At 67.7% G+C, this 22,888-nt stretch carries 26 protein-coding genes, 4 tRNA genes and 1 pseudogene; 21 read left to right on the forward strand and 10 right to left on the reverse strand.

The annotated features are described in order from the left end of the window. Window position 1 precedes the first annotated feature (1 nt). The 3 genes from EV193_RS14850 (at window position 2) to EV193_RS14860 (ending at window position 4,786) form a co-directional block, all read left to right on the forward strand. Complete coding sequence (locus tag EV193_RS14850) at window positions 2-1,744, forward strand: ATP-binding SpoIIE family protein phosphatase (protein ID WP_130344686.1); 1,743 nt, start codon at window positions 2-4, stop codon at window positions 1,742-1,744. Between the two features lie 245 nt (window positions 1,745-1,989). Further along, the gene (locus tag EV193_RS14855; protein WP_130344687.1) at window positions 1,990-3,249 is read left to right on the forward strand and encodes an MFS transporter; all 1,260 of its coding nucleotides are present in this window, start codon (window positions 1,990-1,992) and stop codon (window positions 3,247-3,249) included. Between the two features lie 322 nt (window positions 3,250-3,571). Beyond that, a complete protein-coding gene (locus EV193_RS14860) occupies window positions 3,572-4,786 on the forward strand; it encodes a GGDEF domain-containing protein (protein ID WP_242613396.1) in 1,215 nt (404 codons plus the stop codon). Here EV193_RS14860 and paaZ read toward each other — a convergent pair. Beyond that, on the reverse strand, window positions 4,775-6,814 hold the full coding sequence (paaZ, locus tag EV193_RS14865) for a phenylacetic acid degradation bifunctional protein PaaZ (protein WP_130344688.1): 2,040 nt from the start codon (window positions 6,812-6,814) through the stop codon (window positions 4,775-4,777). The genes EV193_RS14860 and paaZ overlap by 12 nt on opposite strands. Window positions 6,815-6,882: 68 nt before the next feature. Between paaZ and EV193_RS14870 the strand changes: the two genes are divergently transcribed. After that, complete coding sequence (locus EV193_RS14870; RefSeq protein WP_130344689.1) at window positions 6,883-7,485, forward strand: TetR/AcrR family transcriptional regulator; 603 nt, start codon at window positions 6,883-6,885, stop codon at window positions 7,483-7,485. Between the two features lie 93 nt (window positions 7,486-7,578). Here the strand turns inward: EV193_RS14870 and EV193_RS14875 are convergent, their stop codons facing one another. The 4 genes and pseudogenes from EV193_RS14875 to EV193_RS14890 all read right to left on the reverse strand — a co-directional run. Next, window positions 7,579-8,532 (reverse strand): TAXI family TRAP transporter solute-binding subunit, encoded by a 954-nt coding sequence (locus EV193_RS14875; protein WP_130344690.1) that lies wholly within the window; start codon window positions 8,530-8,532, stop codon window positions 7,579-7,581. A gap of 92 nt (window positions 8,533-8,624) precedes the next feature. After that, on the reverse strand, window positions 8,625-10,004 hold the full coding sequence (locus EV193_RS14880; protein ID WP_130344691.1) for a sensor histidine kinase: 1,380 nt from the start codon (window positions 10,002-10,004) through the stop codon (window positions 8,625-8,627). 1 nt (window position 10,005) lies between these two features. Further along, window positions 10,006-10,665: a response regulator transcription factor gene (locus tag EV193_RS14885; RefSeq protein ID WP_130344692.1), complete on the reverse strand. Its 660-nt coding sequence runs from the start codon at window positions 10,663-10,665 to the stop codon at window positions 10,006-10,008. 5 nt (window positions 10,666-10,670) lie between these two features. Continuing rightward, window positions 10,671-11,882, reverse strand: a pseudogene (locus tag EV193_RS14890) (MFS transporter); the annotation flags it as partial. Window positions 11,883-11,910: 28 nt separating this feature from the next. Here EV193_RS14890 and EV193_RS14895 point away from each other — a divergent pair. From EV193_RS14895 to EV193_RS14965, 16 genes are all read left to right on the forward strand, one after another. Next, the gene (locus tag EV193_RS14895) at window positions 11,911-13,530 is read left to right on the forward strand and encodes a recombinase family protein (protein ID WP_130344694.1); all 1,620 of its coding nucleotides are present in this window, start codon (window positions 11,911-11,913) and stop codon (window positions 13,528-13,530) included. Continuing rightward, a complete protein-coding gene (locus EV193_RS33750; RefSeq protein WP_207222645.1) occupies window positions 13,527-14,189 on the forward strand; it encodes a hypothetical protein in 663 nt (220 codons plus the stop codon). Before EV193_RS14895 ends, EV193_RS33750 begins: the two co-directional genes overlap by 4 nt. Window positions 14,190-14,683: 494 nt before the next feature. Further along, a tRNA-Ile gene (locus EV193_RS33280) sits at window positions 14,684-14,768 on the forward strand. Window positions 14,769-14,921: 153 nt separating this feature from the next. Continuing rightward, window positions 14,922-14,994, forward strand: a tRNA-OTHER gene (locus tag EV193_RS14905). A gap of 37 nt (window positions 14,995-15,031) precedes the next feature. Beyond that, window positions 15,032-15,244, forward strand: a complete 213-nt coding sequence (locus EV193_RS14910) for a hypothetical protein (RefSeq protein ID WP_130344695.1) — start codon at window positions 15,032-15,034, stop codon at window positions 15,242-15,244. 10 nt (window positions 15,245-15,254) lie between these two features. Continuing rightward, window positions 15,255-15,605 carry a hypothetical protein gene (locus EV193_RS14915; protein WP_130344696.1) on the forward strand — a complete coding sequence of 117 codons (351 nt, stop codon included), beginning with the start codon at window positions 15,255-15,257 and terminating at the stop codon, window positions 15,603-15,605. Further along, window positions 15,596-15,668 (forward strand) — tRNA-Asn (locus EV193_RS14920). Before EV193_RS14915 ends, EV193_RS14920 begins: the two co-directional genes overlap by 10 nt. Window positions 15,669-15,830: 162 nt before the next feature. Further along, window positions 15,831-15,904: transfer RNA gene (locus EV193_RS14925), tRNA-Leu, on the forward strand. Window positions 15,905-15,990: 86 nt separating this feature from the next. Next, window positions 15,991-16,197, forward strand: a complete 207-nt coding sequence (locus tag EV193_RS14930; RefSeq protein ID WP_130344697.1) for a hypothetical protein — start codon at window positions 15,991-15,993, stop codon at window positions 16,195-16,197. A 2-nt stretch (window positions 16,198-16,199) separates the two neighbouring features. Continuing rightward, window positions 16,200-16,499 (forward strand): HNH endonuclease, encoded by a 300-nt coding sequence (locus tag EV193_RS14935; RefSeq protein ID WP_130344698.1) that lies wholly within the window; start codon window positions 16,200-16,202, stop codon window positions 16,497-16,499. Window positions 16,500-16,511: 12 nt separating this feature from the next. After that, complete coding sequence (locus tag EV193_RS14940; protein ID WP_130344699.1) at window positions 16,512-16,691, forward strand: hypothetical protein; 180 nt, start codon at window positions 16,512-16,514, stop codon at window positions 16,689-16,691. After that, complete coding sequence (locus EV193_RS14945) at window positions 16,688-16,894, forward strand: hypothetical protein (protein ID WP_130344700.1); 207 nt, start codon at window positions 16,688-16,690, stop codon at window positions 16,892-16,894. The genes EV193_RS14940 and EV193_RS14945 overlap by 4 nt, the downstream gene beginning before the upstream one ends. Window positions 16,895-17,043: 149 nt before the next feature. Then, a complete protein-coding gene (locus EV193_RS14950; RefSeq protein ID WP_130344701.1) occupies window positions 17,044-17,730 on the forward strand; it encodes a hypothetical protein in 687 nt (228 codons plus the stop codon). Window positions 17,731-17,988: 258 nt separating this feature from the next. Continuing rightward, complete coding sequence (locus EV193_RS14955; protein ID WP_130344702.1) at window positions 17,989-18,396, forward strand: hypothetical protein; 408 nt, start codon at window positions 17,989-17,991, stop codon at window positions 18,394-18,396. 487 nt (window positions 18,397-18,883) lie between these two features. Continuing rightward, the gene (locus tag EV193_RS14960; protein WP_130344703.1) at window positions 18,884-19,096 is read left to right on the forward strand and encodes a hypothetical protein; all 213 of its coding nucleotides are present in this window, start codon (window positions 18,884-18,886) and stop codon (window positions 19,094-19,096) included. Between the two features lie 13 nt (window positions 19,097-19,109). Continuing rightward, window positions 19,110-19,544, forward strand: coding sequence for a phage terminase small subunit (locus EV193_RS14965; RefSeq protein ID WP_130344704.1), 435 nt, complete (start codon window positions 19,110-19,112; stop codon window positions 19,542-19,544). A gap of 199 nt (window positions 19,545-19,743) precedes the next feature. Here the strand turns inward: EV193_RS14965 and EV193_RS14970 are convergent, their stop codons facing one another. From EV193_RS14970 to EV193_RS14990, 5 genes are all read right to left on the reverse strand, one after another. Beyond that, window positions 19,744-20,013 (reverse strand): hypothetical protein, encoded by a 270-nt coding sequence (locus tag EV193_RS14970; RefSeq protein WP_130344705.1) that lies wholly within the window; start codon window positions 20,011-20,013, stop codon window positions 19,744-19,746. 10 nt (window positions 20,014-20,023) lie between these two features. Further along, a complete protein-coding gene (locus tag EV193_RS14975; RefSeq protein ID WP_130344706.1) occupies window positions 20,024-20,245 on the reverse strand; it encodes a hypothetical protein in 222 nt (73 codons plus the stop codon). Continuing rightward, window positions 20,242-20,556 carry a hypothetical protein gene (locus EV193_RS14980; RefSeq protein WP_130344707.1) on the reverse strand — a complete coding sequence of 105 codons (315 nt, stop codon included), beginning with the start codon at window positions 20,554-20,556 and terminating at the stop codon, window positions 20,242-20,244. Before EV193_RS14980 ends, EV193_RS14975 begins: the two co-directional genes overlap by 4 nt. Before the next feature lie 265 nt (window positions 20,557-20,821). Beyond that, window positions 20,822-21,001 carry a hypothetical protein gene (locus EV193_RS14985; RefSeq protein ID WP_130344708.1) on the reverse strand — a complete coding sequence of 60 codons (180 nt, stop codon included), beginning with the start codon at window positions 20,999-21,001 and terminating at the stop codon, window positions 20,822-20,824. Beyond that, complete coding sequence (locus EV193_RS14990) at window positions 20,998-21,237, reverse strand: hypothetical protein (protein WP_130344709.1); 240 nt, start codon at window positions 21,235-21,237, stop codon at window positions 20,998-21,000. The genes EV193_RS14985 and EV193_RS14990 overlap by 4 nt, the downstream gene beginning before the upstream one ends. Window positions 21,238-21,320: 83 nt before the next feature. On the opposite strand from EV193_RS14990, the gene EV193_RS14995 reads away from it, so the two are divergent. After that, entirely contained in the window at window positions 21,321-22,874 is a 1,554-nt protein-coding gene (locus EV193_RS14995) for a hypothetical protein (protein WP_207222646.1), read from the forward strand. Window positions 22,875-22,888 lie beyond the last annotated feature (14 nt).

The raw sequence follows: 22,888 nt of genomic DNA on the forward strand, positions 1-22,888 counted from the left end.
CATGTCGAAACCGGTCGACCGGCCGGAGGACGCGCAGGACCGGTTGAGCCGTATCGAGTCTCTCACCGATACGGGCCTCGCCCACGTCGAGATGGACACCCTGCTGCGGCAGTTGCTCGATCGTGTGCGCGAACTGCTCGACGCGGACAGCGCCATGGTGTTGATGCACGACAACGCGGAGAGTGTGCTCGTCCCGACCGCGGTATCCGGCCTGAACGAGGATGTGGACGAGGCCGTCCGTGTTCCCGTCGGGCGAGGTTTCGCGGGTTCGATCGCCGCGCAGAAACGCCCGATCGTGCTCGACCGGGTCGACGAGACCACCGTGCTCAACCGCTCGCTGTGGGAACAGGGGCTGCGGACCCTGCTCGGCGTCCCGATGCTCGCCGAGGGAAACGTCGTCGGCGTGCTCCACGTCGGTTCGCTGACCAAGCGGCGATTCACCGACTACGACGCGCACCTCCTGCAGGTCGCCGCCGACCGGATCGCACTGGCGACGCAGGCCGTCAGATCCCGGGCCGAGCGCGCCGCCGCCGCGGCACTCCAGCGCAGCCTGATGCCGGCGCGGCTGCCGGCGGTGCCCGGTGCCGTGCTCGCGGCCCGATACCTGCCCGGCGGGGTGAACGGCGTCGGCGGTGACTGGTACGACGTGTTCACGCTGCCCTCCGGCAGGCTCGGCGTGGTGATCGGCGACATCGTCGGGCAGGGCCTGCCCGCCGCGGTGATCATGGGCCGGTTGCGCAGCGCCCTGCGCGCCTACGCGCTCGAGTTCGACGATCCCGCCGTCGTGCTGGAGAAGCTCGACCGCAAGGTGACCCACTTCGAGCCGGACGCCATGGCCACCGTCACCTACGCGATCTTCGACCCGAGGACGCACCGGCTCGCGCTGTCGCTGGCCGGTCATCCACCGCCGGTGTACCGCCGGCCCGATCATCCGGCGGCCGTGCTGGACGTCCACGCGGACCTGCCGATCGGCGCGCGCCTTGCCTCCCGGCACCGCCGGGCGCACACCGTGGAGGTGGCTCCCGGCGGCGTGGTGTGCTTCTACACCGACGGTCTGGTCGAGCGCCGGGACGCCCCGGTCGACGAGGGCCTTGCCCGGTTGTGCGACGCGATCGACCCCGCGCCGGCCGACGCCGTGTGCGCCACCGTGATGCACAAACTCCTCGCCGGCGAGGACCCCGGCGACGATATCGCCGTCGTCGTTCTCAGCCGCGACGCCGAGATCACATCTCCGCGTGTGAGACCGTCCGATTCGGGTAATCGGAACGGCGAAACCTACGGGGACCTGGATGCAGTGATGTCTTACCGCGACGAACCGCTCACCGAGCTGGATGACGACCCGCCGTCATTACCCATGGTCACCATGCGGGTGCCCGCCCGCGCCGATCAGCTCACCCCCGCGCGGCGGGCCCTGACCGCTTGGGCGCGCGGCCACAGCTTTCCGAGCGATGTCGTGCGGTCGATCGAGCTGGCCAGCTACGAGGCGATGGCCAACGTCGCCCAGCACGCCTACCGCAACGGGGACGGCGAGCTCCGGTTGAGCGCGACCGCACACCCCGACTGGCTGCACATCGCCGTGGTGGATCAAGGCGAGTGGCGCGACCACGACGACGAGTCCGGCGGCGGCATGGGGCTCGCCCTGATCCGGAGCCTCGCCGACCACGCGGACGTCGACACCAACGACAGCGGCACCACCGTCTCGATGACGTGGGTGCGCCCCGACGCGCACCAGCCCGTCGGGTGACTACACAGCGCATTCGTGGCGCGTGGCGAGTCCGCGAAAAGCGGAGGCCGTCAACCGTGCTCATCACCGTCCGTGAGATCCGTTGATGCGATCGGGCGATCATCACCGATTACCTCGATTTCCCGTTGGTCCCGTCCATAGAGTGAGTTCACTCCGAGGGCGCGTTCAGACAGGTGAGATCGATGAGAAATGGACCACGGGCAGCCCGTGCCCGTCTGGGTGCTGAGTAATCGGCTGGGGGATCGGTGGCATCGGGAACACAGCCGGGATCGTTTTCCGCCGTTCTCGCGATCAGCGAGTTTCGAGCGTTGTGGCTCGCTGAACTGCTGTCCGTCCTCGGTGATCAACTCGCTCGGGTCTCGCTTGCCGTTCTGGTTTTCTACCGGACCGATTCCGCCGCGCTCACCGGCCTCACCTACGCGTTGACCTACATTCCGACGTTGCTCGGCGGCGTGCTCCTCGCCGGGTGGGGAGATCGCCGGTCACGTCGCGACGTCATGGTGATCACCGACTTCGTACGCGCCGTTCTTGTCGCGCTCATGGTCGTTCCGGGAATGCCGTTGTGGCTGTTGTGTGTGCTCGTCGCGACGACGACCCTGTTCGGCGGCCCGTTCAAAGCCGCGCAACAGGCGGCGCTGCCGACCGTGCTGCACGGGGAGCAGTACACGGTCGGGATGGCCATTCGGAACATCACCATGCAGTCGGCGCAGGTGCTCGGATTCGCCGGCGGTGGGATTCTGGTCGCGGCGATCAGCCCTTCGGTCGGGCTCGCCGTCAACGCGGCGACGTTCGCGATCTCGGGAATGCTCGTTCGATACGGCGTACGGAATCGACCGCCGGCCGCGACGGCACCGGGTGACGCGCGTGAGTCTTTTCTGTCGTCGACCACGTCCGGCGCGCGCCTCGTGTGGCGCGATCCGAGGCTGCGCACACTGGTCGCGCTCAACTGGCTGGCGGGTTTCTACGTGGTGCCGGAGACGATCGCCGCGCCGTACGCGGCCAGTCTCGGAGCGGGTACCGCGGCGATCGGCCTGCTCATGGCGGCCGACCCGATTGGCAGTGTCATCGGTGGTGTCGTGTTCGGGAAATGGGTATCCGAACGTACGCAGGCGAGAATCATCGGTCTACTCGGAGTCGCCGCCGGCATTCCCCTCGTCTGCTGCTGGCTGTACCCCGGTCTGGTGCCGTCCATGATCTTGTTCGCGATCTCCGGAATGCTGGCCACCGGCTACAACATTCAAGGCGTGGTCCAGTTCATGCGGCGTCTTCCGGACGAGCGGCGCGCACAGGGCGCCGGTCTCAATTCGACCGGCCTGGTCACGGTGCAGGGGCTCGGCGCGGCGGCCGGAGGCGTCCTCGCCGATTTGGTCGGACCCGCCCACACCATCGCGATCGCGGGAACAGCCGGAACGCTTGTGGCGATCCCGATCGCGATGGCGTGGAGCCGGATCCACGCAGCCGAGCCCGTCTCCGTGGGCGCTGTCGCCGCGGAGGGCCGATCATGATCATCAGTTGCCACGGTCACGCATGGCGGCCGCCTCCTTTCACCGGTGTGGCTGATGTTGAACTCGGTACCGGGTCCTCAGTTGCCACGGTCGCGCATGACATGCCTCCCTCGAATTCGGTTGGCGGAAATAGGACTGGGTTCAGTTGCCGCGGTCGCGCATGGCGGTCTCCTTCCCGCGCGGTTCGGTTATTGACCCGGCGGTGTGCTTTTCACCGGGATGCACCATGAGTATGGGGAACGAGCACAAACGTTCGGTAACGGATCGGCTCACGGTATGTCTTCGACCTGGTAACTGGGCGTTGTTCCGGGAGCGACCGCGCGTGGTCGTGTACTGCCTGACGACCGCGGCCGCCGTGGTCGGACTCACCACGGCGCTGCTCTGGTCAGCCGCGCCGACCACGTCGCAGCTGGTGCTGTTCGTGGCCCTGGCGGCGTTGGGTGTTCTGCAGGCCGAACTCGGCCGCCACGTCGAGCGGGCACGGCGGCGGCTGTCCGGCGGCCCGCACGTGACGATGAGCTCGGTGTGGACCTTCGCCGCGGTTCTCGTGCTGCCGCCGGGGCTCGCCGGCGCGCTGACCGCGATCCTCTACCTGCACCTCGGGCTGCGCAGCTGGTACCGCCTGCGTCGGGTACCCCCGTTCCGCACCATCAACAACGCCTGCTGCGTCATCCTTTCGTGCTACGCGGCGGCGGCCGTGCTGTTCGCGAGCGGCATCGACGACATGCACAGCGCGATCCAGTCCGGGTGGCCCGGCGTCCTGGCCGTGCTCGGCGCGATGCTCGCCCAGTTCGGTGTCAACGCCGTGGCGATCCTGCCCGCCCGCAACGAGATCGGACGCACGCCGCACGAGTTGTTCGGAGACTGGGCGGACAACGGGCTGGACCTCGCCACGCTGTGCGTCGGCGTGCTCAACGCCGTGACGCTGACGACCCTGCCCGGGCTGATCGTGGTCGCGCTGCCGCTCATTCTGCTGATGCACCGGGTGGTTCTCGTCGGTCAGCTCGAGGCGGCCGTGACCCGGGACGAGAAGACCGGTGTGCTCAGCCACACCGGCTGGCGGGCCAAGGCCGAGGGCGCGCTGATCCAGGTCGAACGCAAACAGGCCGACCTCGGTCTGCTGATGATCGACCTTGATCACTTCAAGAAGGTCAACGACACCTACGGCCATCCCGCCGGCGACGTCATCCTGCGGGAGGCGGCGACCGCGATCACCCGGTGCGTGCGCGACAGCAACGACGCGGTCGGTCGCTTCGGCGGCGAGGAATTCGTCGTGGCGCTGCCGAACGTCTCGGCGCGCACCCTCGGGATCATCGCCGAACGCATCCGGCACGAGATCACCCAACTCGCCGTCCCGATCCAGGCGAACGGCCATCCCATGGTCATCACCGGGCTGTCCGCCTCGATCGGCGCCTCGACCTGGCCGCACGCGGCCAGCACGCTCGACGCGCTCATCGCCTCCGCTGACGTCGCGCTCTACCACGCGAAGGACGAGGGCCGGAACCGCGTCGTGCAGTCCCAGGGGTCAGCGGGCTGACAGCTCCTTGGCCACCAGGGTCAGCACGTCGTACTTGGCCACCGACTCGTCCTGGGCGTTGGTGACGTCGGCGTCCCAGCGCACCTCGCCGTAGTCGGCGTTCTCCCGTGGGGTGATCTGCTTGCAGGTGAGGGTGACGGTGAGCTGGTCGCCCGGCTTGACCGGGGTGAGGAAGCGCAGGTTCTCCAGGCCGTAGTTGGCCAGCACCGGCCCGGGCTCCGGCGAGACGAACAGGCCCGCGGCGAAGGACACCACCAGGTACCCGTGCGCCACGATCCCGCCGAACAGCTCGTTTGCCTTGGCGGCCTCCTCGTCGGTGTGCGCGTAGAACGTGTCGCCGGTGAACTCGGCGAAGTGGTCGATGTCGGCCAGGGTCACCTCGCGCGGCCCGGCCGTGACCGAGTCGCCGATCCGCAGCTCGGCGAGCGACTTGCGGAACGGGTGCTCGCCCTCGGCGCGCGGCCCGCCGGTGACCCAGCGGTTGGTGACCGCGCCGAGCACCTTGGGGCTGGCCTGCACGGCGGTGCGCTGCATGTGGTGCAGCACGCCGCGGATCCCACCCAGTTCCTCGCCGCCGCCCGCGCGGCCCGGTCCGCCGTGCACCAGGGCGGGCAGCGGTGAGCCGTGGCCGGTGGACTCGGCGGCGTTGTCGGCGTCCAGCACGAGCAGCCGCCCGTGCCACGGCGCGACACCGAGCACGACCTGGCGCGCGAACTCCGTGTCGCCGGTGACGATCGATCCGGCGAGGCTGCCCTCACCGCGCGCGGCCAACTCGATCACCTGGTCGGCGGAGGTGTACGGCATCAGCGTGGACACCGGGCCGAACGCCTCGACCTGGTGCGGCTCGGCGCGGCCGGTGTCGTCCACGCGCACCAGCACGGGGGAGACGAACGCGCCGCGCTCCGGATCGGCGTCGATCACCTCGACGGTGTCCGGGTCGCCGAACACGGCGGTGCCCGCGTCGAGCAGGGATTTCAGCGAGCGGCGGACTTCTTCGCGTTGCTCGAGGCTCGCCAGCGCGCCCATCCGCACGCTGTCGTCGGCCGGGTTGCCGACGGTGATCTTGGCCAGCCGCTCGGCCGCGGCGGCGGCCACGTCGTCCATCAGCTCAGCGGGCACGAACGCGCGGCGGATCGCGGTGCACTTCTGGCCCGCCTTGACCGTCATCTCGGTGACCAGTTGCTTGACGAACAGGCCGAACTCGGTGCTGCCCGGCTTGGCGTCCGGACCGAGGATCGACAGGTTCAGCGAGTCGGCCTCGGCGTTGAACCGCACTGAGTTGCGCGCGACCGCCTGGTGCGTGCGCAGCCGAAGCGCGGTGGACGCCGATCCGGTGAACGACACGAGATCCTGCGGCGTGAGGTGGTCGAGCAGGTCGCCCGCGCTGCCGCAGATCAGCTGGACCGAGCCCTCCGGCAGGATCCCGGACTCGATGATCAACTCGACCAGGCGGTGCGTCAGGTACGCGGTCTGGCTGGCCGGCTTGATCAGGGTGGGCACGCCGGCGATGAACGCGGGCGCGAACTTCTCCAGCGGCCCCCACACCGGGAAGTTGAACGCGTTGATCTGCACCGCCACGCCGTGCAGCGGGGTCAACACGTGTTGGCCAACGAACGTTCCGCCCCGGCCGAGCGGCTCGACGGCGCCCTCGACGTAGACGGTGTCGTTCGGCATTTCGCGTCGGCCCTTGCTGGAGTAGCCGAACAGGGTGCCGATGCCGCCGTCCACGTCGAACTTCGAGTCGCCCTTGGTCGCGCCGGTGCGAGCGGACAGGGCGTACAGCTCGTCGAGGTGCTCGCGCAGGTGCGACGCCAGCGTCTTCACCAGGGCGGCGCGCTGGTGGAAGGTCAGCTCGCGCAGCGCGGGCCCGCCGACGCGGCGACCGTGCTCCAGCGCGGCGGCCATGTCCAGGCCGGCCGTGGACAGGCGGGCGACCTCCTCGCCGGTCACCGCGTCGTGCGTCGGTGCGCCGTCGCCGGTCGGGGTGTGCCATGCGCCGGAGACGTAGCTGCGCAGCAGGCCTGCCATCGGATCCCGCCCTCTCGCCGAGTCAAATAACCTACCGAACGGTCAGAAAAGAATGCTAGCGTCCGCCCATGGCCGAGGGAAGTGGCAGGCGGCGCGGTCGGCCCGGGTACGACCTGGAATCGCTGCTGCAGGTGGCGGCGAAGCTGTTCTACGAGCGCGGCTACGACGGCACGAGCATGGACGAACTGGCCCGCCGGCTCGGCATCACCAAGGCGGCGATCTACCACCACGTGTCCGGTAAGGAAGACCTGCTGCGGATGTCGGTGGACCGGGCGCTGGACGGGCTGTTCGCCGTCGCGACGGAGGCCGAACAGATGCCGGGCGCCGCGATCGACAAGCTCGAGCACCTCGTCCGGGGGAGTGTGCGGGTGCTCTGCACGCGGCTGCCGTTCGTCACGCTGCTGCTCAGGGTTCGGGGCAACACCGAGGTGGAGCGGGCGGTGCTGGGCCGGCGGCGCGCGTTCGACCGGATCGTGGCCAAGCTCGTGGCGCAAGCGGAGGCGGACGGCGATCTGCGTCCCGATGTAGACCCGGCCATGACCGCGCGGCTGCTGTTCGGCATGGTCAACTCGCTGATCGAGTGGTACCAGCCACGCCGCGCCTCCGACGACCGCGCACTGGCCGACGCGATCGCGAAGGTCGCCTTCGACGGCATCCGCGTGCCCCGTTAGGTGCACAGATCGCCACTTTCACGGAATGAGCCCGCTGGACCCGTTAGGCCAGCTAACGGGTCCAGCGGGCTCAACCCTGTACGAGGCGCCCGCTCAGCCGTGCAGTGTTCGGTAGGCGGCCACCGCGCCGGGGTGCAGTGGGACGTCGGTGGTGCCGATGAGCGAGCGCACGTCGAGGTACTGCGTGCCGAGCGCCTGCTGCGGGACGAGCCGATCCGCGCGCTGGACCAACACGCGGACCACGGTGCTGGCCAGCGTGTCGGGCAGATTCGGAGCGCAGACGAGCAGGTTCGCCACGCCGACCGTGGGCACGTCGGCCGGCGTCCGATAGCTCCCGGCGGGCACCGACACCCGCTGATAGAACCTGCCGAACTCGGCCCGCAGCGCCGGCAGGTACTCGGTCGGGTCCAGCAGGCGGATCCCGGTCCTGCGGTCGAGTTCGGCCAGCGCGGGTGTCGGCACGCCGCCGGACCACAGCAGCGCGTCGATCGCCCGCCGCTCCAGCGCGGCCACCGCGTCGGCCAGCGGCTGATGGTCGACGCGCACGTTCAACCGGGCGGCGGCGAGCAGGCGCTCACCGACCACGGCGGCGCCGGAGCCGGGCGCGCCGAGTGACACCCGGCGTCCGGCGAGCGAGCCGGCTGTCCGAAGTGGACTGTCGGCGAGCACGACGAGTTGCGTGTAGTTCTCGTAGACCCGACCCAAGGCGCGCAACGGAATCTCGCCGGTGAACGGGGTCCGCCCGTGCAGCGCCGCCGATGCCACGTCCGCCAATGACAACGCGAGATCGGCCCGTCCGTCGGCGGCCTGCTGGAGGTTGGCGACGCTGCCACCGGTCTCGGTGACCACGCAGTTCAGTGCCGGCTCGGCGTCGTGGATCTCCGCGGCGAGGACACGCGCGAACTCGACGTAGAACCCACCCGGCTCGCCGGCCGCGATCCGCACTGTCCTTTCCGGACCGTCGTAGCCGCCCGCCGCGCAGCCGCCCGCGAAGCCGGCCGCCAGTCCGGCACCCGCCCGCAGAATCGCCCGCCTCGACACGCTCATCCGGCACCTCCACCACAACGCTCTGACCTGCACCTTTCCCGGCTGTCGGACTTTAGCGGGCTAAAGTACGCGGCACAGCTTTCGAGCGGTCGCTAAGTTTTCGCCATCGAACGCGGCAGTTCGACCCGGACCGCGAGCCCGCCCGAGGTGCGCCGCCGGATGCTCAGCGTGCCGCCGCGGGTGGTGACCAGACTGTCGGCGATCGCCAGGCCCAGACCCGATCCGGGCTTGGTCCGCTGGCTGGGGGAGCGCCAGAACCGCTGGGTGATCCTCGGCAGGTCGGCCGCGTCGACCCCGGGACCGTCGTCGACGATCTCGATCACGCCGTGGTTGCCGTCGAGCCGAACCGACGCCGTGACGGTGCCGCCGGCCGCGTACTTGATCGCGTTGTCCAGCAACACGTCGATCACCTGCGCGAGCTCGGAATCGCCGCAGGACACCGGAATCGCCGTCGTGGAGTCCACAATGGACAGTCGGGTCCCGGTGCGCCGCGCGGCCGCGAGCCAGGCGTCCGCCCGTTCGTTCAGCACCACCAGCGCGTCACAGGACAGCGCCTCGCCCGCGCCGGCCGCCAGCTCGGTCGCGGTGCTCTCCGCCGACGCCAGCGCGAGCAGGCCGTCCAGCAGATGCTCCAGCCGTTCCAGCTCGGTGACCACGGAGTCGTAGGTGCCGCGCCCGCCCTGCTCGACCTGTGCCGCCAGCGCGTCGATGCGCAGCCGCAGCGCCGCCATCGGATTGCGCAACTGGTGCGAGGTGTCCGCCACAAGCCGGCGCTGCTGCTCGGCCGACTCCGCCACCGCGTCCGACATCCGGTTGAAAGACCCGGCCAGCCCGCGCAACTCCGGCGGGCCCGCGTTCAGGTCGACGTGCGCGCCGGCCCGGCCCGCACCGACCTCGCGCACGCCCCGGTCCAGCTCGGCGACCGGCCGCAGCACCCAGCGGGCCATCCACCGGGCCAGCACCACGCAGATCGCCGCGGCCGCCAGCGCGCCCACGATGATCACCGACCAGCGTGTCGTGACGTCCTCGGCTGCCGGCCGCACCGACGAGCGCAGCACCACCGCGCCGGACACCCGCGTTCCGGTGCCGACCGGCCTGGTGAACGACGCGTCGCCCGAGGACCACGGGCGCAGGTCGGACAGGGCGGCCGCGGGCTGGTTGCGCAGCGCGCCGTCCACCGCGGCCGCCACCTCGGGATCCGACGCGCGCATCCCGGCCTCCACGACCGGCCGGCGCCGGGCGTCCACCACGACCACCGCGTCGCCGTAGAGACCGGTGTGCGCACGCACCTCGTCGGTCAGCAGCTCGACGTCGCCGGTGGCCAGCACCGCGAACCGGTCCACGTCGGCGGTCCTGGCGATCACGAACTGCTGAGTCCGCTGCGCGGCGGTACTGGTCAACAACGGGAACGCGAATCCGGCCACGGCGGCGATCGAGGCCGCGAGCAGGACCAGGAGCAGACGGCGGCGCATGTCAGTCGCCCAGGCGGAAGCCGAAGCCGCGGATCGTGGTCAACAGCCCCGGCCGGCCCAATTTCGCGCGCAACTGCGCCAGGTGCACGTCCAGCGACCGGGAGACCGCGAGGTACGCGTCGCCCCACACCTCGTCCAGCAGTTGCTGCCGGCTCACCGCCGCACCCCGGTGCCGGGCGAGCACCGCGAGAATGTCGAACTCCTTGGAGGTCAGCTCGATGTCCACGCCGGCGACGGTGACCCGCCGCGCGTCCAGATCGACGTGCACGTCGCCGATCTCCACCACGCCGCCGGCCGGCGTGACCGCGGCTGCCGCGCGCCGGGTCACCGCCTCGATCCGGGCCAGCAACTCGGCCAGCCGCACCGGTTTGACCAGGTAGTCGTCCGCGCCGAGGCGCAGTCCGCGCACGACGGTGCGCTCGTCGCCGCGCGCGGTCAGCACCACGACCGGAGTCCGGGCCAGCCGGCGCAGCTTGCGCAGGACATCGAGGCCGTCGGCGTCGGGCAGGCCCAGGTCGAGCAGCACCAGGTCGGCCTCCCGGTGCCGGGCCAGCGCGTCCGCGCCGCGGGTCACCCTGGTGGTGTGGTGGCCGTGCGCGCCAAGCGCCTCGCCGACCGCGCCGGCCACCCCGTCGTCGTCCTCGACGAGCAGCACCCGCATGACCCTCAGTCCTCCAACGGTGAGTCCTTCGACGTCTCGCCCATCCGGAGGTAGACGAGCAGCGACACCGCGATGCAGCCTGCCACGTAATAGAAGAACAGCGACTCGTTGCCCGCCTGCTTGAGCCACAGCGCGACGTACTCGGCGGTGCCGCCGAAGATCGCGACGGTCAGCGCGTACGGCAGACCGACGCCCAGCGCGCGGATGTTCGTCGGGAACAGCTCCGCCTTCACGATCGCGTTGATCGAGGTGTAGCCGGTGACGATCACCAGCCCGCCGAGCATCAGCACGAACGCGCCGATCGGGTTGCGCGTGTCGGCCAGCGTGGTGAACAGCGGCACGGTCAGCAGCGAGCCGAGGATGCCGAAGCCGAGCAGCAGCGGGCGGCGGCCGATCCGGTCCGACAGCCGGCCGGCGACCGGCTGGATCACCACGAACACCAGCAGCGCCAGGAAGTTGATCCAGCTCACCGTGGACTTGTCGATGTGGCTGGTGTTGACCATGAACTTCTGCAGGTAGGTGGTGTAGGTGTAGAAGGCGACCGTGCCGCCGAGGGTCAGGCCGACCACGAGCAGCACCGACTTCGGGTGCTGCATCAGCGCGCGCAGCGTGCCGCGCGAGCTGACCTGGCGCTCGGCTTCTTTCTCGAAGCTGGCCGACTCGTCCATCGTGCGCCGCAGGTACATCACCACGATCGCGCCGAGCGCGCCGACGCCGAACGCGATCCGCCAGCCCCAACTGGTCATCTGCTCGGCGGTGAGCACCTGCTGCAGCACGATCTGCAGACCGAGCGCGAGCAGTTGACCGGCGGTCAGTGTCACGTACTGGAAGCTGGAGTAGAAGCCGCGCTTGCCGCTGGAGGCCATCTCCGACAGGTAGGTCGCCGAGGTCGCGTACTCACCGCCGACCGACAATCCCTGCAACAGCCGGGCGGTTACCAGCAGGATCGGCGCCAGTACCCCGATCGTGGCGTAACCCGGCGTGAGGGTGATCATCAGCGACCCGAACGCCATGAGTGTCACCGACAGGGTGAGCGCCCGGCGCCGGCCGAACTTGTCGGCGAACCGGCCGAGCAGCCAGCCGCCGATCGGCCGCATCAGGAATCCGACCGCGAACACGGCCGCGGTGTTGAGCCATTGCGCGGTCTGGTCGCCCGACGGGAAGAACGTGGCCGCGAAGTAGATCGAGAACGCGGTGTACGCGTACCAGTCGTACCACTACGACGCTTCGTGTACACTATCAGCCATGACCTGGGAAAACAAGTCGGGCGGCGCCCTTCGAGCCGTCGTGGCAGCCCGCCTCAGCAAGACCCGGGATGGCACCACGGGCGACGTGACGCAGGGCTCGGACGGCTACGACTACGCCGTCTCGCGCGGCTGGAACGTGGTTGGGGAGCCGGCGGATATGGACGTCTCGGCTATCCAGACGTCGCCGTGGGCACGCCCCGAACTAGGGTACTGGCTCCGGCACCCGGAGCAGTACGAAGTGCTTGTCTTCCGGGACATCCAGCGGATGGCGCGGCGGAAGTTCGACTTCCCCAACCTCATGCAGTGGGCGGACCTGAATGGCGTGCGCCTGATCTGCCTGTCGCTGGGCGGAGACACCGTTGACTTCTCCACGAGTGCGGGTCGCATGATCGGCATGGCCATGGCGGAACAAGCGGTTATCGAGGGCGAGACGATCACGCGGAACATTCTCCGCGCTCGCAAGTTCATGCGCACCGTGGGCCGCTGGGGTGCTGGCAGGACGCCGTACCCGTACACCACGTGCCCGCACCCGAGTGGGGACGGCGGCTTCGCGCTGGAACTAGACCCGGAGGTACAGCCGATCGCGTGGGAGGTGGTGCAGCGCGTTCTAGCGGGCAACTCCGACGGGCAAGACGACAACAGCCGTATGGCGATCGCGCGCGACTTCATCAAGCGCGACATCCCCACACCGATGGCACGAAGGTTGTCCAAGGCCAAGGCGGCGAAGCGCGGTCGGCCGACACGCTGGACCAGCGCCACGATCACATGGATTCTGTCGAACCCCGCCCTGATCGGGTGGGGCACCCACTACGGGAAGATCATCCGACACACGGAGGGCGACCTTGCCGGCGAGCCCGTGGTGTTCTGTGAGCGGCCTCTGCTCTCGCGGCCGGCCGAGGGCGGCGGCTGGGAGCCGGACCTTGACACCTGGTACGCGCTGCAAGAGCGGCTCGCGGAGACGTCGGCGCCCGACCGGCGGCGCCAGAAGAACGTGAGCCTCCTTCTCGGAGTCGTTCATTGCGGACGGTGCGGGTACCGGCTGTACAAGAGCAAAGCAGCTCAAGGGCCGTCTTATCGTTGTGTCAGTGGTCAGCGAGGACTGTCCACGTGCACCGGGCTGGGCATCCTGGCGGAGTACGTGGAGGACTGGGTGGAAGAGAAGTTTCTCTCGAAGGTTGGCCACCTATCCACGGTGGTCGTAGAGCGCACCCCGGGCCGTGACAACCGCGTAGCGCTCGCGGAGGTTGACGAAGTGCTCGCAGACCTTCGCGCGGACCGGGCCGCCGGCCTGTTCAAGGGGGAGCGGGGCACCCAGGAGTACCGCGCGATGTACGCCGGCCTAGAGGCCAAGCGCGAGGCGTTGTCAGCCGGGGCATACGAGGCGCCCGTGGACATCACGCGCGAGACGGGGATCAGCTACCGCCACGAATGGGAGGTGTCCGACATGCACGCGCGGCGCGAGCTGCTCCTGTCGGCCGGTGTGCGGGTGGACGTCGCCCCCGCGCCACACCGAGGGCACCGTGACTGGGAGTCTCGCTTGACGTTCAGCATGACGGGCGCGGAGGCGCTCCACGAGCAGGGCCACGACGACCCCGGAGCAGAGGAGAACTGGTCATGACCGACGTTGACGGCGATCACATCGCGCGGGGCATCATCGCGGAGATCAACCGACGCGCGGAGCAGGCCGAGACGCCCGAACGGCGGGTACGCCTGCTGATCGAGGGTGTTGAGGTTGCTCTCCTGTCGACAGTGCCGGGTGCCGTGCAGGAGCAAGCCGGACGCCTCCTCGCGGCGGCCGAGGACTACGAGCGCGGCACGGGCGGTGCGAAACAGCGCGGATGGCGGCAGGAGGCGCTACCGATGGCCGTTCACGCTGCACGCTTCCTTTCCTCCCGCGCGTATACCGAGCACTTCCGCTCCTCTCGGGGGGAACGCTCTACCGCCCTGTGGCGGTTCGCGGTGCTCCAGATGCTCGACGCGTACCGGAGCGTGCTCCGGTGCGACGGTGCCGTGGCGGCCGGCGCGATGTGGGAGACGGAGCCCCCGGCGACCGGTCACGCGGGCGTAGACGCGTCGTTTGCGGCACTGGCGGAGTACCTCGCGGACCGCGACGGGTGGGCAGCGCCTGAGTGGTCCAACGATCCGGCGCGGGTGGCTGAGCCGCCGTGGTACGTCACGGACCTGCCTCGTCAGCGCGAGCGCGCGGACGTCGAATCGCCCGAGCCCTTCCGGCGCCGGGGTGTGTTCATCACGGCGGACGGCCTGAGACGGGTGTAGCGCGAGGCGCAGCCGGGGCGAGTGGGTTTTGGGGGATTTTGGGCATGTTTCAGATTCTTTCTATATGACTCTCTTCTTCTTCTTAGAAAAGAATCCCAACAGCCCCTAAAACTCACTAAAACCCACTCCTCCCACGGGGTCGGCACCCCTCCCCGTAACGGGTGAGTAACGAGCCTGTCTGTGATCCCCGAAACCGCCCATTTCTGTTCCGGGTCCCCCCCTTGTACATAGTAGGAGGGCGATACCTCCTCCCTTCCCGACACGGTGACCGTGAGGCCGCCGGCCGCTTCTGTGGAACCCTGCGCGCGTGCTCCTCCTCTCCACGCCTGCCGCGACCCTGAATGCCGCCGTGCGCCCGGTCACCGTGTCGGACCCAAGCCCCTGTCGTTCGCGGCCCACCGCGTAGGAGTCCCCTCCCTCGTGTGTATGACGGTGGGGCGTGGCCGCGCTCGATTGGGTTACTCGCGGGCGTCCTCCGGGACTGCTCGCGCTTTGCCTCGGTTCGGCTTCTCGGGTTGATCTCCTGAGAGCGGCGCACTGATCATGCGCCGTAAGCGGGTTCGAATCCCGCGCGGGGCTCGGTGTCGGCGGTTCCTCTGCTCGTGCGTTCACGGCGCAAGCGAGCACGCACCGACCGGCTAATTGCACCCGCGCTTCGTGGTGTGACTGGTGGCCGAACGAGAGCCACCGAAAACGGGCACCCCGGGCGGCCGTGAACCGCGCCGGGGCATCGCGTGCGTACGGCTCAACGGCAGAGCGGACGGACCTTGTTCTGTGGGTGCGGGTTCGAATCCCGCCGCACGCGCTTGACTGATAGCGACTCGCGGTCTAGGGTCTATCTTATGAACACAGAAACCGGCGCACAGTCGCCCAAGCAGATTACGGCCGTCGAGGATGGCGGGTATGGCGGTTGGAGATGGCTGACCTTCGCGGATGGCTCGCGGAACCACGTCACTCTGACGGAAGCGTTTCACCGCACGCAGCGTGGGGAATGGGCACTAACGGGCGAGGCGCGGGTTCAAGAGCGCGGACTTCGCGTCGAACTGGCCGTGTGAGGAGCGAGCAATGAAGACACTCACCTTTACCGCGCTCGACGGCACCACGAAGACCGGCGAGTACTGGTCTCCCGGTCCACGCCCGCGCACTGTGTGGCTTCTGGTCGACGGTGGCGGCACGGCGGCCGTTCACAAGGACAAGGGCACGGAGATCGTGCCGCCGGCCGATCCGCGTTTTGTTGAGCGGCGCGGTTGTCGGTGCACGCGCCTGCTCGGTTTCAAGGAGTGCAGTCAAGACTGCGCGGCCGTAGCGCAGGACTGGGCGCGGAATGAGTACTTGAGTGGCTTCCGGTACGCCCCGGCGCCGATTCTCGCGCGCGAAACGGCGCGGGCGGTCGCCCTGTTCGACCTTGGTGTGTAGCTCAATCGGCAGAGCAGCGGATTGTTAATCCGCCGGTTCGTGGTTCGACTCCACGCACGCCAGCAACACGCGGACAGGAAGCCCTAGCCAGGTTCCGATGCCGCGTGCAGCGAAGGAGTGTAGGTCAGCATTCTCGGTCTTACGCGCCGGCTTGGCGGCCGGTAGCGGGACTGGGGGTTCAGGGTTCGAGTCCCTGTCTTCGCGCGGGGCGTATCCAGCCGCCACGCCGCGCTAGCCCAATTGGTAGAGGCGCCGGATTTAGGTTCCGGAGGTTGGGGGTTCGAGTCCCTCGCGCGGTACGTCGTCGCCGCCATCGATCTCGACGGGCTCCATGCGCCCAACGCGTATTTCACCGTACATAGGCACCATCGTAGAGGAGATCATCATGGCTGCTGTGGCTTTCGCATTCGCCGTCGTGTTCGTGTGGATCGCGATCACGGCGACAGTCGGCCTGATCGTGGGCGTGCCGCTGTACCTCGTGCTGTTGGCCGTCGGCAAGCCCTTCCACTTCCTTGCGCTGCTCGCGGGTGCGGGCACCCTGGCCGCCGTCCTCGTGGGCATCGCGGCACGTAACACCCTGCGCAAGGGGTAGCCGTGGCCTGGGACACCAGCACCCGCCGCGACGAGCTGCCCGGCGACTGGAACGCCCGCCGCCTCGCGGTCCTAGGCCGCGACATGCACCAGTGCCGCTGGCGGACGCCGGAGGGCGTGTGCGGTCTCGCGGCGACCGAGGTGGATCACATACGCCCCGGCGGGGATCACTCGTACTCGAACCTCCGCGCCTTGTGCTCGTGGCACCACCGGCGCAAGAGCAGCTCCGAGGGCGGCCGAGCTGCCGCGCTCAACCGTCCGCCGCGCCGACGAGCGCCGGAGCGGCACCCGGGCGACCTGTGAGAGGAGAACCCCATGGCAGTCATTGACATTCGCGCCACTGGCCGCGACGGCAAGGAGTGGGTCGATGCGGACCTTGTGCCCGTCCCTGGCCTGTCTCAGACGTTGCAACTCGCGCAGGCGCTCAAGGACCTTGCAGCGCTGCTGATCGCGCACTGGGACGAGCACGGCGACGACGAGGAGGCGCCGGAATGAGCGCCCCACTGGTCCTCCTGGACGAGATTCCCGACTGGACGGACGCCGACCTTCACCGCTTCACCGCGACCCTCTCCGAGGGCGCGCAGCGCGAGATCGAAAACACCTCTCGCGCAATTCAACTCCAGCAGTACCGGGAGCGCCTCCGTGCCTTCGGCTTCGCTGTTGGGGGCTCCCGCCTTCGCACTCTTCCTACCGATTGATCGGATTTTCCATGGCATTCCCCGCTCCCGCTCAAGGCGGCCCCGGCCTCCGCTGGCCGGAGCGAGCGCCCCTCGTTTCGTGGCCTAATCCGGGTAACACGGGCTCGCGCCTCGCGTTCCGCGACCATATCCTTTACCAGGGTGGCGCGATGCTGACTAGCAAGCGCTATGTGGGCGTGCGCTTTCCTTACAAGCCGGACGCCGGCTACACGATCACGGCGAACGGTGCGCGGTTTTTTGACTGCGTTTTCGAGGCGGGCTTCACCGCGACCGGAAACGATCTTGACATGCGCCACGTTGAGGTTCTCGGCGGCGTCGGCCTTTCGGGCGTGGAGCGGGCGCGGTTCGAGCGGCTCTTGATTCACCGATCGGGCGCCGACCTTTTCAACGCGACCGGCGACGCCGGCCCGTGCACGGACATCGAGGTCATCGATACGTGCATTCGTGGCTCCGCCCCTCGCGCGGGTGCACACGCGGACGGCATTTCGTTGCGGGGCGTTACTCGCGCCCGGTTCGTCAACGTGGTCTCCGATCTCGCGGACTGGTTCCAGGTTGCCGGCGCGGACGTGAAAAACGCGGCGTTGTTCTTGGATGGCGACCCGGCGACCGGCGGCAACCATGACGTCGCGTTCTACGGGTGCCTGTTCAACGGTGGCGGCTACACCATCACGGCCGGCGCCACGAACGAGGACCTCACCTTTGTAGACTGCCGTGTGGGCGACGATTGGGAGTTCGATACCGCGCTGTTCACGGGCACGTACAACGTGATCCGCAACGACGGTAATCAGATGCTCACGCGCCCTGTTGTGGTGCCCGGGTTGCCGGCGGCCGTCTAATGGTCGATCTCTTCGTGCGCGACCTTCGCGACTCCGGCGCCCAGTGGGATTACCACGTGATCTCCAGCGGGCATACGCTTCGCGGCGCCGTCGACCAGTGGGCTTGGGTGGACGCTAACGACCGCGTTCCCGGCCAGTGGCCGTGGCGTGGTCTCCCTCTCGCGCCATGGGACGCGGAGCTGCATTCGCCACCCCTGGACCTATTGGATTACGCCCCGGAGTGGTTCGTGGGATACGAGCCCGAGGAGGGGTAGCGCCATGGCGCGCAAGAGCTTTCGAGTGGTGGACACAGAGCCAAACGAGAACGATCACCACATTCGCTACCCATTTACGGTAGTGGATGAGGTCGGTTTCACCTACTTCTGGTACTACGCTACGCGTGAGCAGGCCGAGGCCAAACGTGCGGAGCTGCAATGGGAGAGTGAGCTTCCCGTCGGGCAGCGTACGTCAGCCCTTCTTACTGACGTGCGTACCGTGTGCAGCAAGGCGGCGACGACCATTCACTACGCCTCGGGCAGTAAGCACCTGGACGCAGAGGATCAGGAGATCATCTCTGACCTAGCGCGCGTGGTCGAGCTGCTCGATAGGTGGCAGCGCACAGGGCGGCCCCCGAAGTATGCAGGCAAGACCGCTGTTCAGTTGATGCACGAGAGCATGAACATTTAACGTGCGCGGCCTCGCGCTTACATTCACCACCGCAGAATGTAACGGTCCTTTGTGGGACATACGAATGTCCACTTGGGACCCAGGGGGACACCCCCTGACCTGCGGTTATGTGACCGGTACGGTATAGCAGTCAAGGTCTTGTACGGGTTAGAAAGTCGATATGGGCTGTGTGCCTACAACGCGCTGACCAGCGGAAAAAGGTGCCGCTGGGTGAAGACGCGCATCTCCACCCAGCGGCTGGGAGTTTGCCAGCGAGCAAACAAGGCGCCCGCCGGATTCAGGTAGCTCCGTCGAAGACCCTACACCACGAATCGAGGGGGTGCTCAATGACCCCCCTCGTTCGCGTGCGCCGCGATCGCGACAGAGACTGGACCTACGAATGCGCACGCTGTCACCGCGCCGAATACACGCGCGATTGGCGCCGCACGATGAAGCTCGCGTGTGCGCATCTTGAGCAGCACGCCCGCGCCGGGTTCCAAGGGGCGACATGGCCGCCGTTCTCGAAATAGCCTGGCCTGCCCTCCTCGTGTTGTTCGCCGTGGCGGAGTACGCCGGCTACCTGGAGGGCCTCACATTCACGCGGTGGATTCGTCGCGGACTCGGCATCTCGCCGGCCCGCTGGTGGCGCTGGATCACCATTCCGGCCACCTGGGCATTCTGCCTGTGGCTCCCCATTCACCTGACAACGCGGTTCCTGTAGAGGAGGCGACGACATGGCTAAGCCATCCGGCCCCGCGCCGAAGCGCAGCGATCAGCGGCGCCGCCGGAATACGCCGGCCTCCGGCCCCGCGACCGCTGTCACCGTGCGCGGCTCCGTCGAGGTGCCGCCGCTGGACCTGGAGGACGCACACCCTTTCGCGGAAGCGTTCTACACCGCGCTCGCGGAGAGCGGCCAGTCGTGGCGGTACGAGCCTTCCGACTGGGCGCGGGCGCGGGTGTTCATCAAGCTGCTCAGTGACACGCTGAAAAGCGGCAAGCCAAGCTCGATGATGTATCAGGCGCTACAGCGGGACATGGATGCGCTTCTGGTGTCCGAGCCTGACCGGCTCCGCGCGGGAATCGAGATCAACCGCGACGGCGGCGACACGTCGCAGCACGACGCGGAGGTCACACAGATGGATGCATACCGCGAGGCGCTAGGCGGCTAGGCTTCCCGGCGGGTTATACGGCTGTACCCGCAGTCCTCCCACCGGCAAACGGAGCCGAAGCCGAATTCGTCGGAGTGGAAGACGAGCGCTGACTTCCGTTCACACTTGGGACAGCGGCGGTTTTCGGCACTTCGACGCGCGGCCGTGCGACTGTTTGGGGTAGCGCGCCGTCGATTCCCGTCTTGGTAGGTGGCCATTGCTACTCCGTGCTCGGATCACGCCGCACGGCGCCCGGAATCTTCTCTAGCTTGTCCCACCGAATGTGGCTCAGGATGGCATCGTCGGGAACCTCGATCGTCACAAACCCGACGTCCGCATTTTCGTCGTCCCGTAGCTCGTTCCCGAGCGCTTGCTTCATGTCGAGGGTAAGACCGGCGTCCTCCGCGACCGCATCCGCATCCCAGGAGTCCATCAGTTCAGGAACGTCGGGCGATACCTTACTAGTCGCAACCAAGGCGTAAAAGCGCATACCCTACACCTTACCCCTCGCGGCGTATCCGCTGGACTTCGCGCCTCAGCGCGCCCAGGTACGGCGACAACAGGTCGTCGCCGAGGTCGAGCTTGGTTCCGTCCTCCATCTCCGCGCCGTCGAGCCGCTCCCACACGTCTTCCCAGTCGACGCGCCGATCCTGGTACCAGCCGTCCACGATCTCGACCGCGAGCGCGATCACTTCCTCGGTGGGCTCACCCTTGGTCGTCATCGTGCGCCACCTCCTCCGGTAAACAGGTCCGGGAACCGGAACCGGACAAGCTGTGCCGCCCGCTCGCGGTGTTCGTCGTCGTCGCCGTCCATTCCATCACTCCAGTAATAGAAATGCTCGCGCCCCAAGCGCTCGATTGAGTCGCGTACGATCTTAAGAATCGTGCGCCGCGAGGTTCCGTCCGGCAGCTCACCCTTATTCTTGTGCATGTGACACGCAAGAATTTCGGTTATATCCTCGTGGTCAAACCGCGTCTTAATGAGCATGTTGATTCGCGGCATCCCGTCGCGGCTCATTGTGGCTTTTGGCACGGTGCCTCTCCTAGACTGCGAAGGTTGACTTTGTCACGGCGCGACGCCTGTAGTCCTCAGACTCCCATATCGTCACAACCGTCTCCGAGCGTCCGCCCTTGTGAGTGATCACGCTCTCGCGGACTCGGCGAGTGAACCCTTCGGCTTCGAGAATCTCACGCGCAGCTTCATCCGTCATGCGCTGTCCGCGCTTGCCGTCGAGGCTGAGCACGGTGTTACGACTCGTCGTCATCGTCCTTCGCCTCTCGCATCTCTGCTCTCCTAGCTAGCGGTATTTGATCGTCGCGGAAACCTCACCGTTTCCGAACACGCCGAAGTCGTGAAGGTGCTGGCCGATGTAGTCCTTCACGTCCTGGCGGATGTCCGCCGCGCCCTCAATGCCGAACGCGGCCGTCCACTCCTTGGGGTCCGCGAGGTCCACCGTGACCGTGACTGCGATTTTCATTCGCTGCCCTTCTGTTCCCTCAGGAAATTGTACGACGATGCCCAAGCCTCGTACCACTGCACGGAAAACGGTGCGAACCCCTGTTCGCGGGCCGCGTCGTCTGCGTTCTGCTCGGCGCTGGTGAACACGCGGAATCGCGGGTCGTTCAGGTTGCCGGCGCCGTCATCGGCGAGCTTAGCCCACCACTGTTCAGCCGGCTCCTGGGTGGCCGACCGGCTCGCGTGTTGTTCGTTCATGACACCACTCTAGACCGCTAGTCGCTATCAGTCAAGGGGGTGTCGTGGAGCCAATCCGACACGGCCCCGCCGGACTCCCAGAATTGACGCTCGGCTGGCAAGTCCTCCGCTGGACCTACCGAAACATGCGCCTCCCGGACGGCGACAACGCAGGCGATCCGTGGGTGTTTACCTCGGAGCAAGCGCGCTTTGTTCTGTGGTTCTACGCCGTTGATGAGACCGGCCGGTTTGTGTACCGCAATGCGTGCTATCGCCGAATGAAGGGCTCCGGCAAGGACCCGCTCGGCGCCGCGATTGCGGCCGTCGAGCTCTGCGGACCCGCGCGCTTTTCGCACTTCGACTCGCAGGGTGACCCGGTGGGCAAGCCGCACTCGGCGCCGTGGATTCAGGTAGCAGCCGTATCGCAATTTCAGACGCGAAACACCATGCAGCTCTTTGCCTCCCTCTTCGCGCCGGAGTGCGTCACCGAGCACGGGATAGACCTCGGTAAGGAGATCATCCACTCCACGCGGGGCGGCCGGATTGAGGCCGTGGCCACTAGCCCGCGCGCGATGGAAGGGAACCGGCCGACCTTCGTTCTGCAAAACGAAACGCACCACTGGATTTCCACCAACGGCGGCCACGACATGAACGACGTGATTCGCCGAAACCTCGCGAAGGCACGCGGCGGTTCCGCGCGGGCACTGTCCATCACTAACGCGCACAACCCCGGAGAGGACTCCGTAGCGGAGCGCGAATGGGACACCTACCAAAAGATGGTCGCCGGCAAAACACGGTCGAGCGGATTCCTGTATGACTCCCTAGAGGCGCCGCCAGGCACCGACATGTCGGACCCGAATTCTCTCCGCGCTGGACTTCTAGCCGCTCGTGGCGATTCAACGTGGCTCGATGTTGACGGCCTCATGAACGAAATCTGGCTGCCTCAGACGCTCCCCTCTCAAGCGCGCCGGTTCTACCTGAACCAAATTGTGGCCGCTGAGGACGCACTCGTCACCGCGCAGGAATGGGACCTGAATCAGGACGAGACTCTCCTCCTGCTCGACGGCGAGGAGATCACCCTCGGGTTCGACGGCGGAAAGACCGACGACGCTACAGCGCTGGTCGCCGTGCGGGTCGAGGACCGCGCCGTGTTCCCTCTGCTCATCGCGGAGAAACCCACCGGGCCGGAAGGCGAAGGCTGGGAAGTCGACCGCGAGATGGTCAACGGCTACGTCCATTCCGCGTTCGCGCGCTACACAGTCGTCGGCTTCTTCGCCGACCTCGCACTCTGGGAAACGTACGTCGATTCGTGGGCGGCTGACTACGGCCAGCGCCTCAAGGTGAAAGCCGCCGGACGGCACGCTGTTGCGCTCGACATGCGCGGGAATCTACAGCGGCTCACGGTTGGCACTGAGCGCGTCGTGACCGGCGTCCGCGATGGCGACCTAATCCACAACGGAAACACCGATCTCCGGCGCCACGTGTTGAACGCGCGTCGCCGGCCCAATCAATACGGCGTGTCGTTCGGAAAAGAGCACAGGGAAAGTAGTCGCAAGGTTGACGCCTTCGCCGCACTCCAGCTCGCAGACATGGCTCGCGCTGAGCTACTTGGAAAGGGCCGTGTGGAGCGCAAGACGGGAATTGTCGTCTACAGCTAACCGGCGCGGAAAGG

It is taken from the genome of Herbihabitans rhizosphaerae (genome assembly GCF_004216555.1).
GTDB lineage: Bacteria > Actinomycetota > Actinomycetes > Mycobacteriales > Pseudonocardiaceae > Herbihabitans > Herbihabitans rhizosphaerae.

Bases quoted from the DNA above. Each gene is read 5' to 3' on its own strand.
- EV193_RS14875 (WP_130344690.1), bottom strand. From the start codon at position 8,532: ATGAGCGTGTCGAGGCGGGCGATTCTGCGGGCGGGTGCCGGACTGGCG.
- EV193_RS14885 (WP_130344692.1), bottom strand. From the start codon at position 10,665: ATGCGGGTGCTGCTCGTCGAGGACGACGACGGGGTGGCCGGCGCGGTC.
- EV193_RS14940 (WP_130344699.1), top strand. From the start codon at position 16,512: ATGGCAGTCATTGACATTCGCGCCACTGGCCGCGACGGCAAGGAGTGG.
- EV193_RS14915 (WP_130344696.1), top strand. From the start codon at position 15,255: ATGAAGACACTCACCTTTACCGCGCTCGACGGCACCACGAAGACCGGC.
- EV193_RS14960 (WP_130344703.1), top strand. From the start codon at position 18,884: ATGGCCGCCGTTCTCGAAATAGCCTGGCCTGCCCTCCTCGTGTTGTTC.
- EV193_RS14850 (WP_130344686.1), top strand. From the start codon at position 2: ATGTCGAAACCGGTCGACCGGCCGGAGGACGCGCAGGACCGGTTGAGC.
- EV193_RS14880 (WP_130344691.1), bottom strand. From the start codon at position 10,004: ATGCGCCGCCGTCTGCTCCTGGTCCTGCTCGCGGCCTCGATCGCCGCC.
- EV193_RS14965 (WP_130344704.1), top strand. From the start codon at position 19,110: ATGGCTAAGCCATCCGGCCCCGCGCCGAAGCGCAGCGATCAGCGGCGC.
- EV193_RS14970 (WP_130344705.1), bottom strand. From the start codon at position 20,013: ATGCGCTTTTACGCCTTGGTTGCGACTAGTAAGGTATCGCCCGACGTT.
- paaZ (WP_130344688.1), bottom strand. From the start codon at position 6,814: ATGGCAGGCCTGCTGCGCAGCTACGTCTCCGGCGCATGGCACACCCCG.
- EV193_RS14955 (WP_130344702.1), top strand. From the start codon at position 17,989: ATGGCGCGCAAGAGCTTTCGAGTGGTGGACACAGAGCCAAACGAGAAC.
- EV193_RS14930 (WP_130344697.1), top strand. From the start codon at position 15,991: ATGGCTGCTGTGGCTTTCGCATTCGCCGTCGTGTTCGTGTGGATCGCG.
- EV193_RS14975 (WP_130344706.1), bottom strand. From the start codon at position 20,245: ATGACGACCAAGGGTGAGCCCACCGAGGAAGTGATCGCGCTCGCGGTC.
- EV193_RS14990 (WP_130344709.1), bottom strand. From the start codon at position 21,237: ATGAACGAACAACACGCGAGCCGGTCGGCCACCCAGGAGCCGGCTGAA.
- EV193_RS14945 (WP_130344700.1), top strand. From the start codon at position 16,688: ATGAGCGCCCCACTGGTCCTCCTGGACGAGATTCCCGACTGGACGGAC.
- EV193_RS14985 (WP_130344708.1), bottom strand. From the start codon at position 21,001: ATGAAAATCGCAGTCACGGTCACGGTGGACCTCGCGGACCCCAAGGAG.
- EV193_RS33750 (WP_207222645.1), top strand. From the start codon at position 13,527: ATGACCGACGTTGACGGCGATCACATCGCGCGGGGCATCATCGCGGAG.
- EV193_RS14870 (WP_130344689.1), top strand. From the start codon at position 6,883: ATGGCCGAGGGAAGTGGCAGGCGGCGCGGTCGGCCCGGGTACGACCTG.
- EV193_RS14910 (WP_130344695.1), top strand. From the start codon at position 15,032: ATGAACACAGAAACCGGCGCACAGTCGCCCAAGCAGATTACGGCCGTC.
- EV193_RS14950 (WP_130344701.1), top strand. From the start codon at position 17,044: ATGCTGACTAGCAAGCGCTATGTGGGCGTGCGCTTTCCTTACAAGCCG.
- EV193_RS14895 (WP_130344694.1), top strand. From the start codon at position 11,911: ATGACCTGGGAAAACAAGTCGGGCGGCGCCCTTCGAGCCGTCGTGGCA.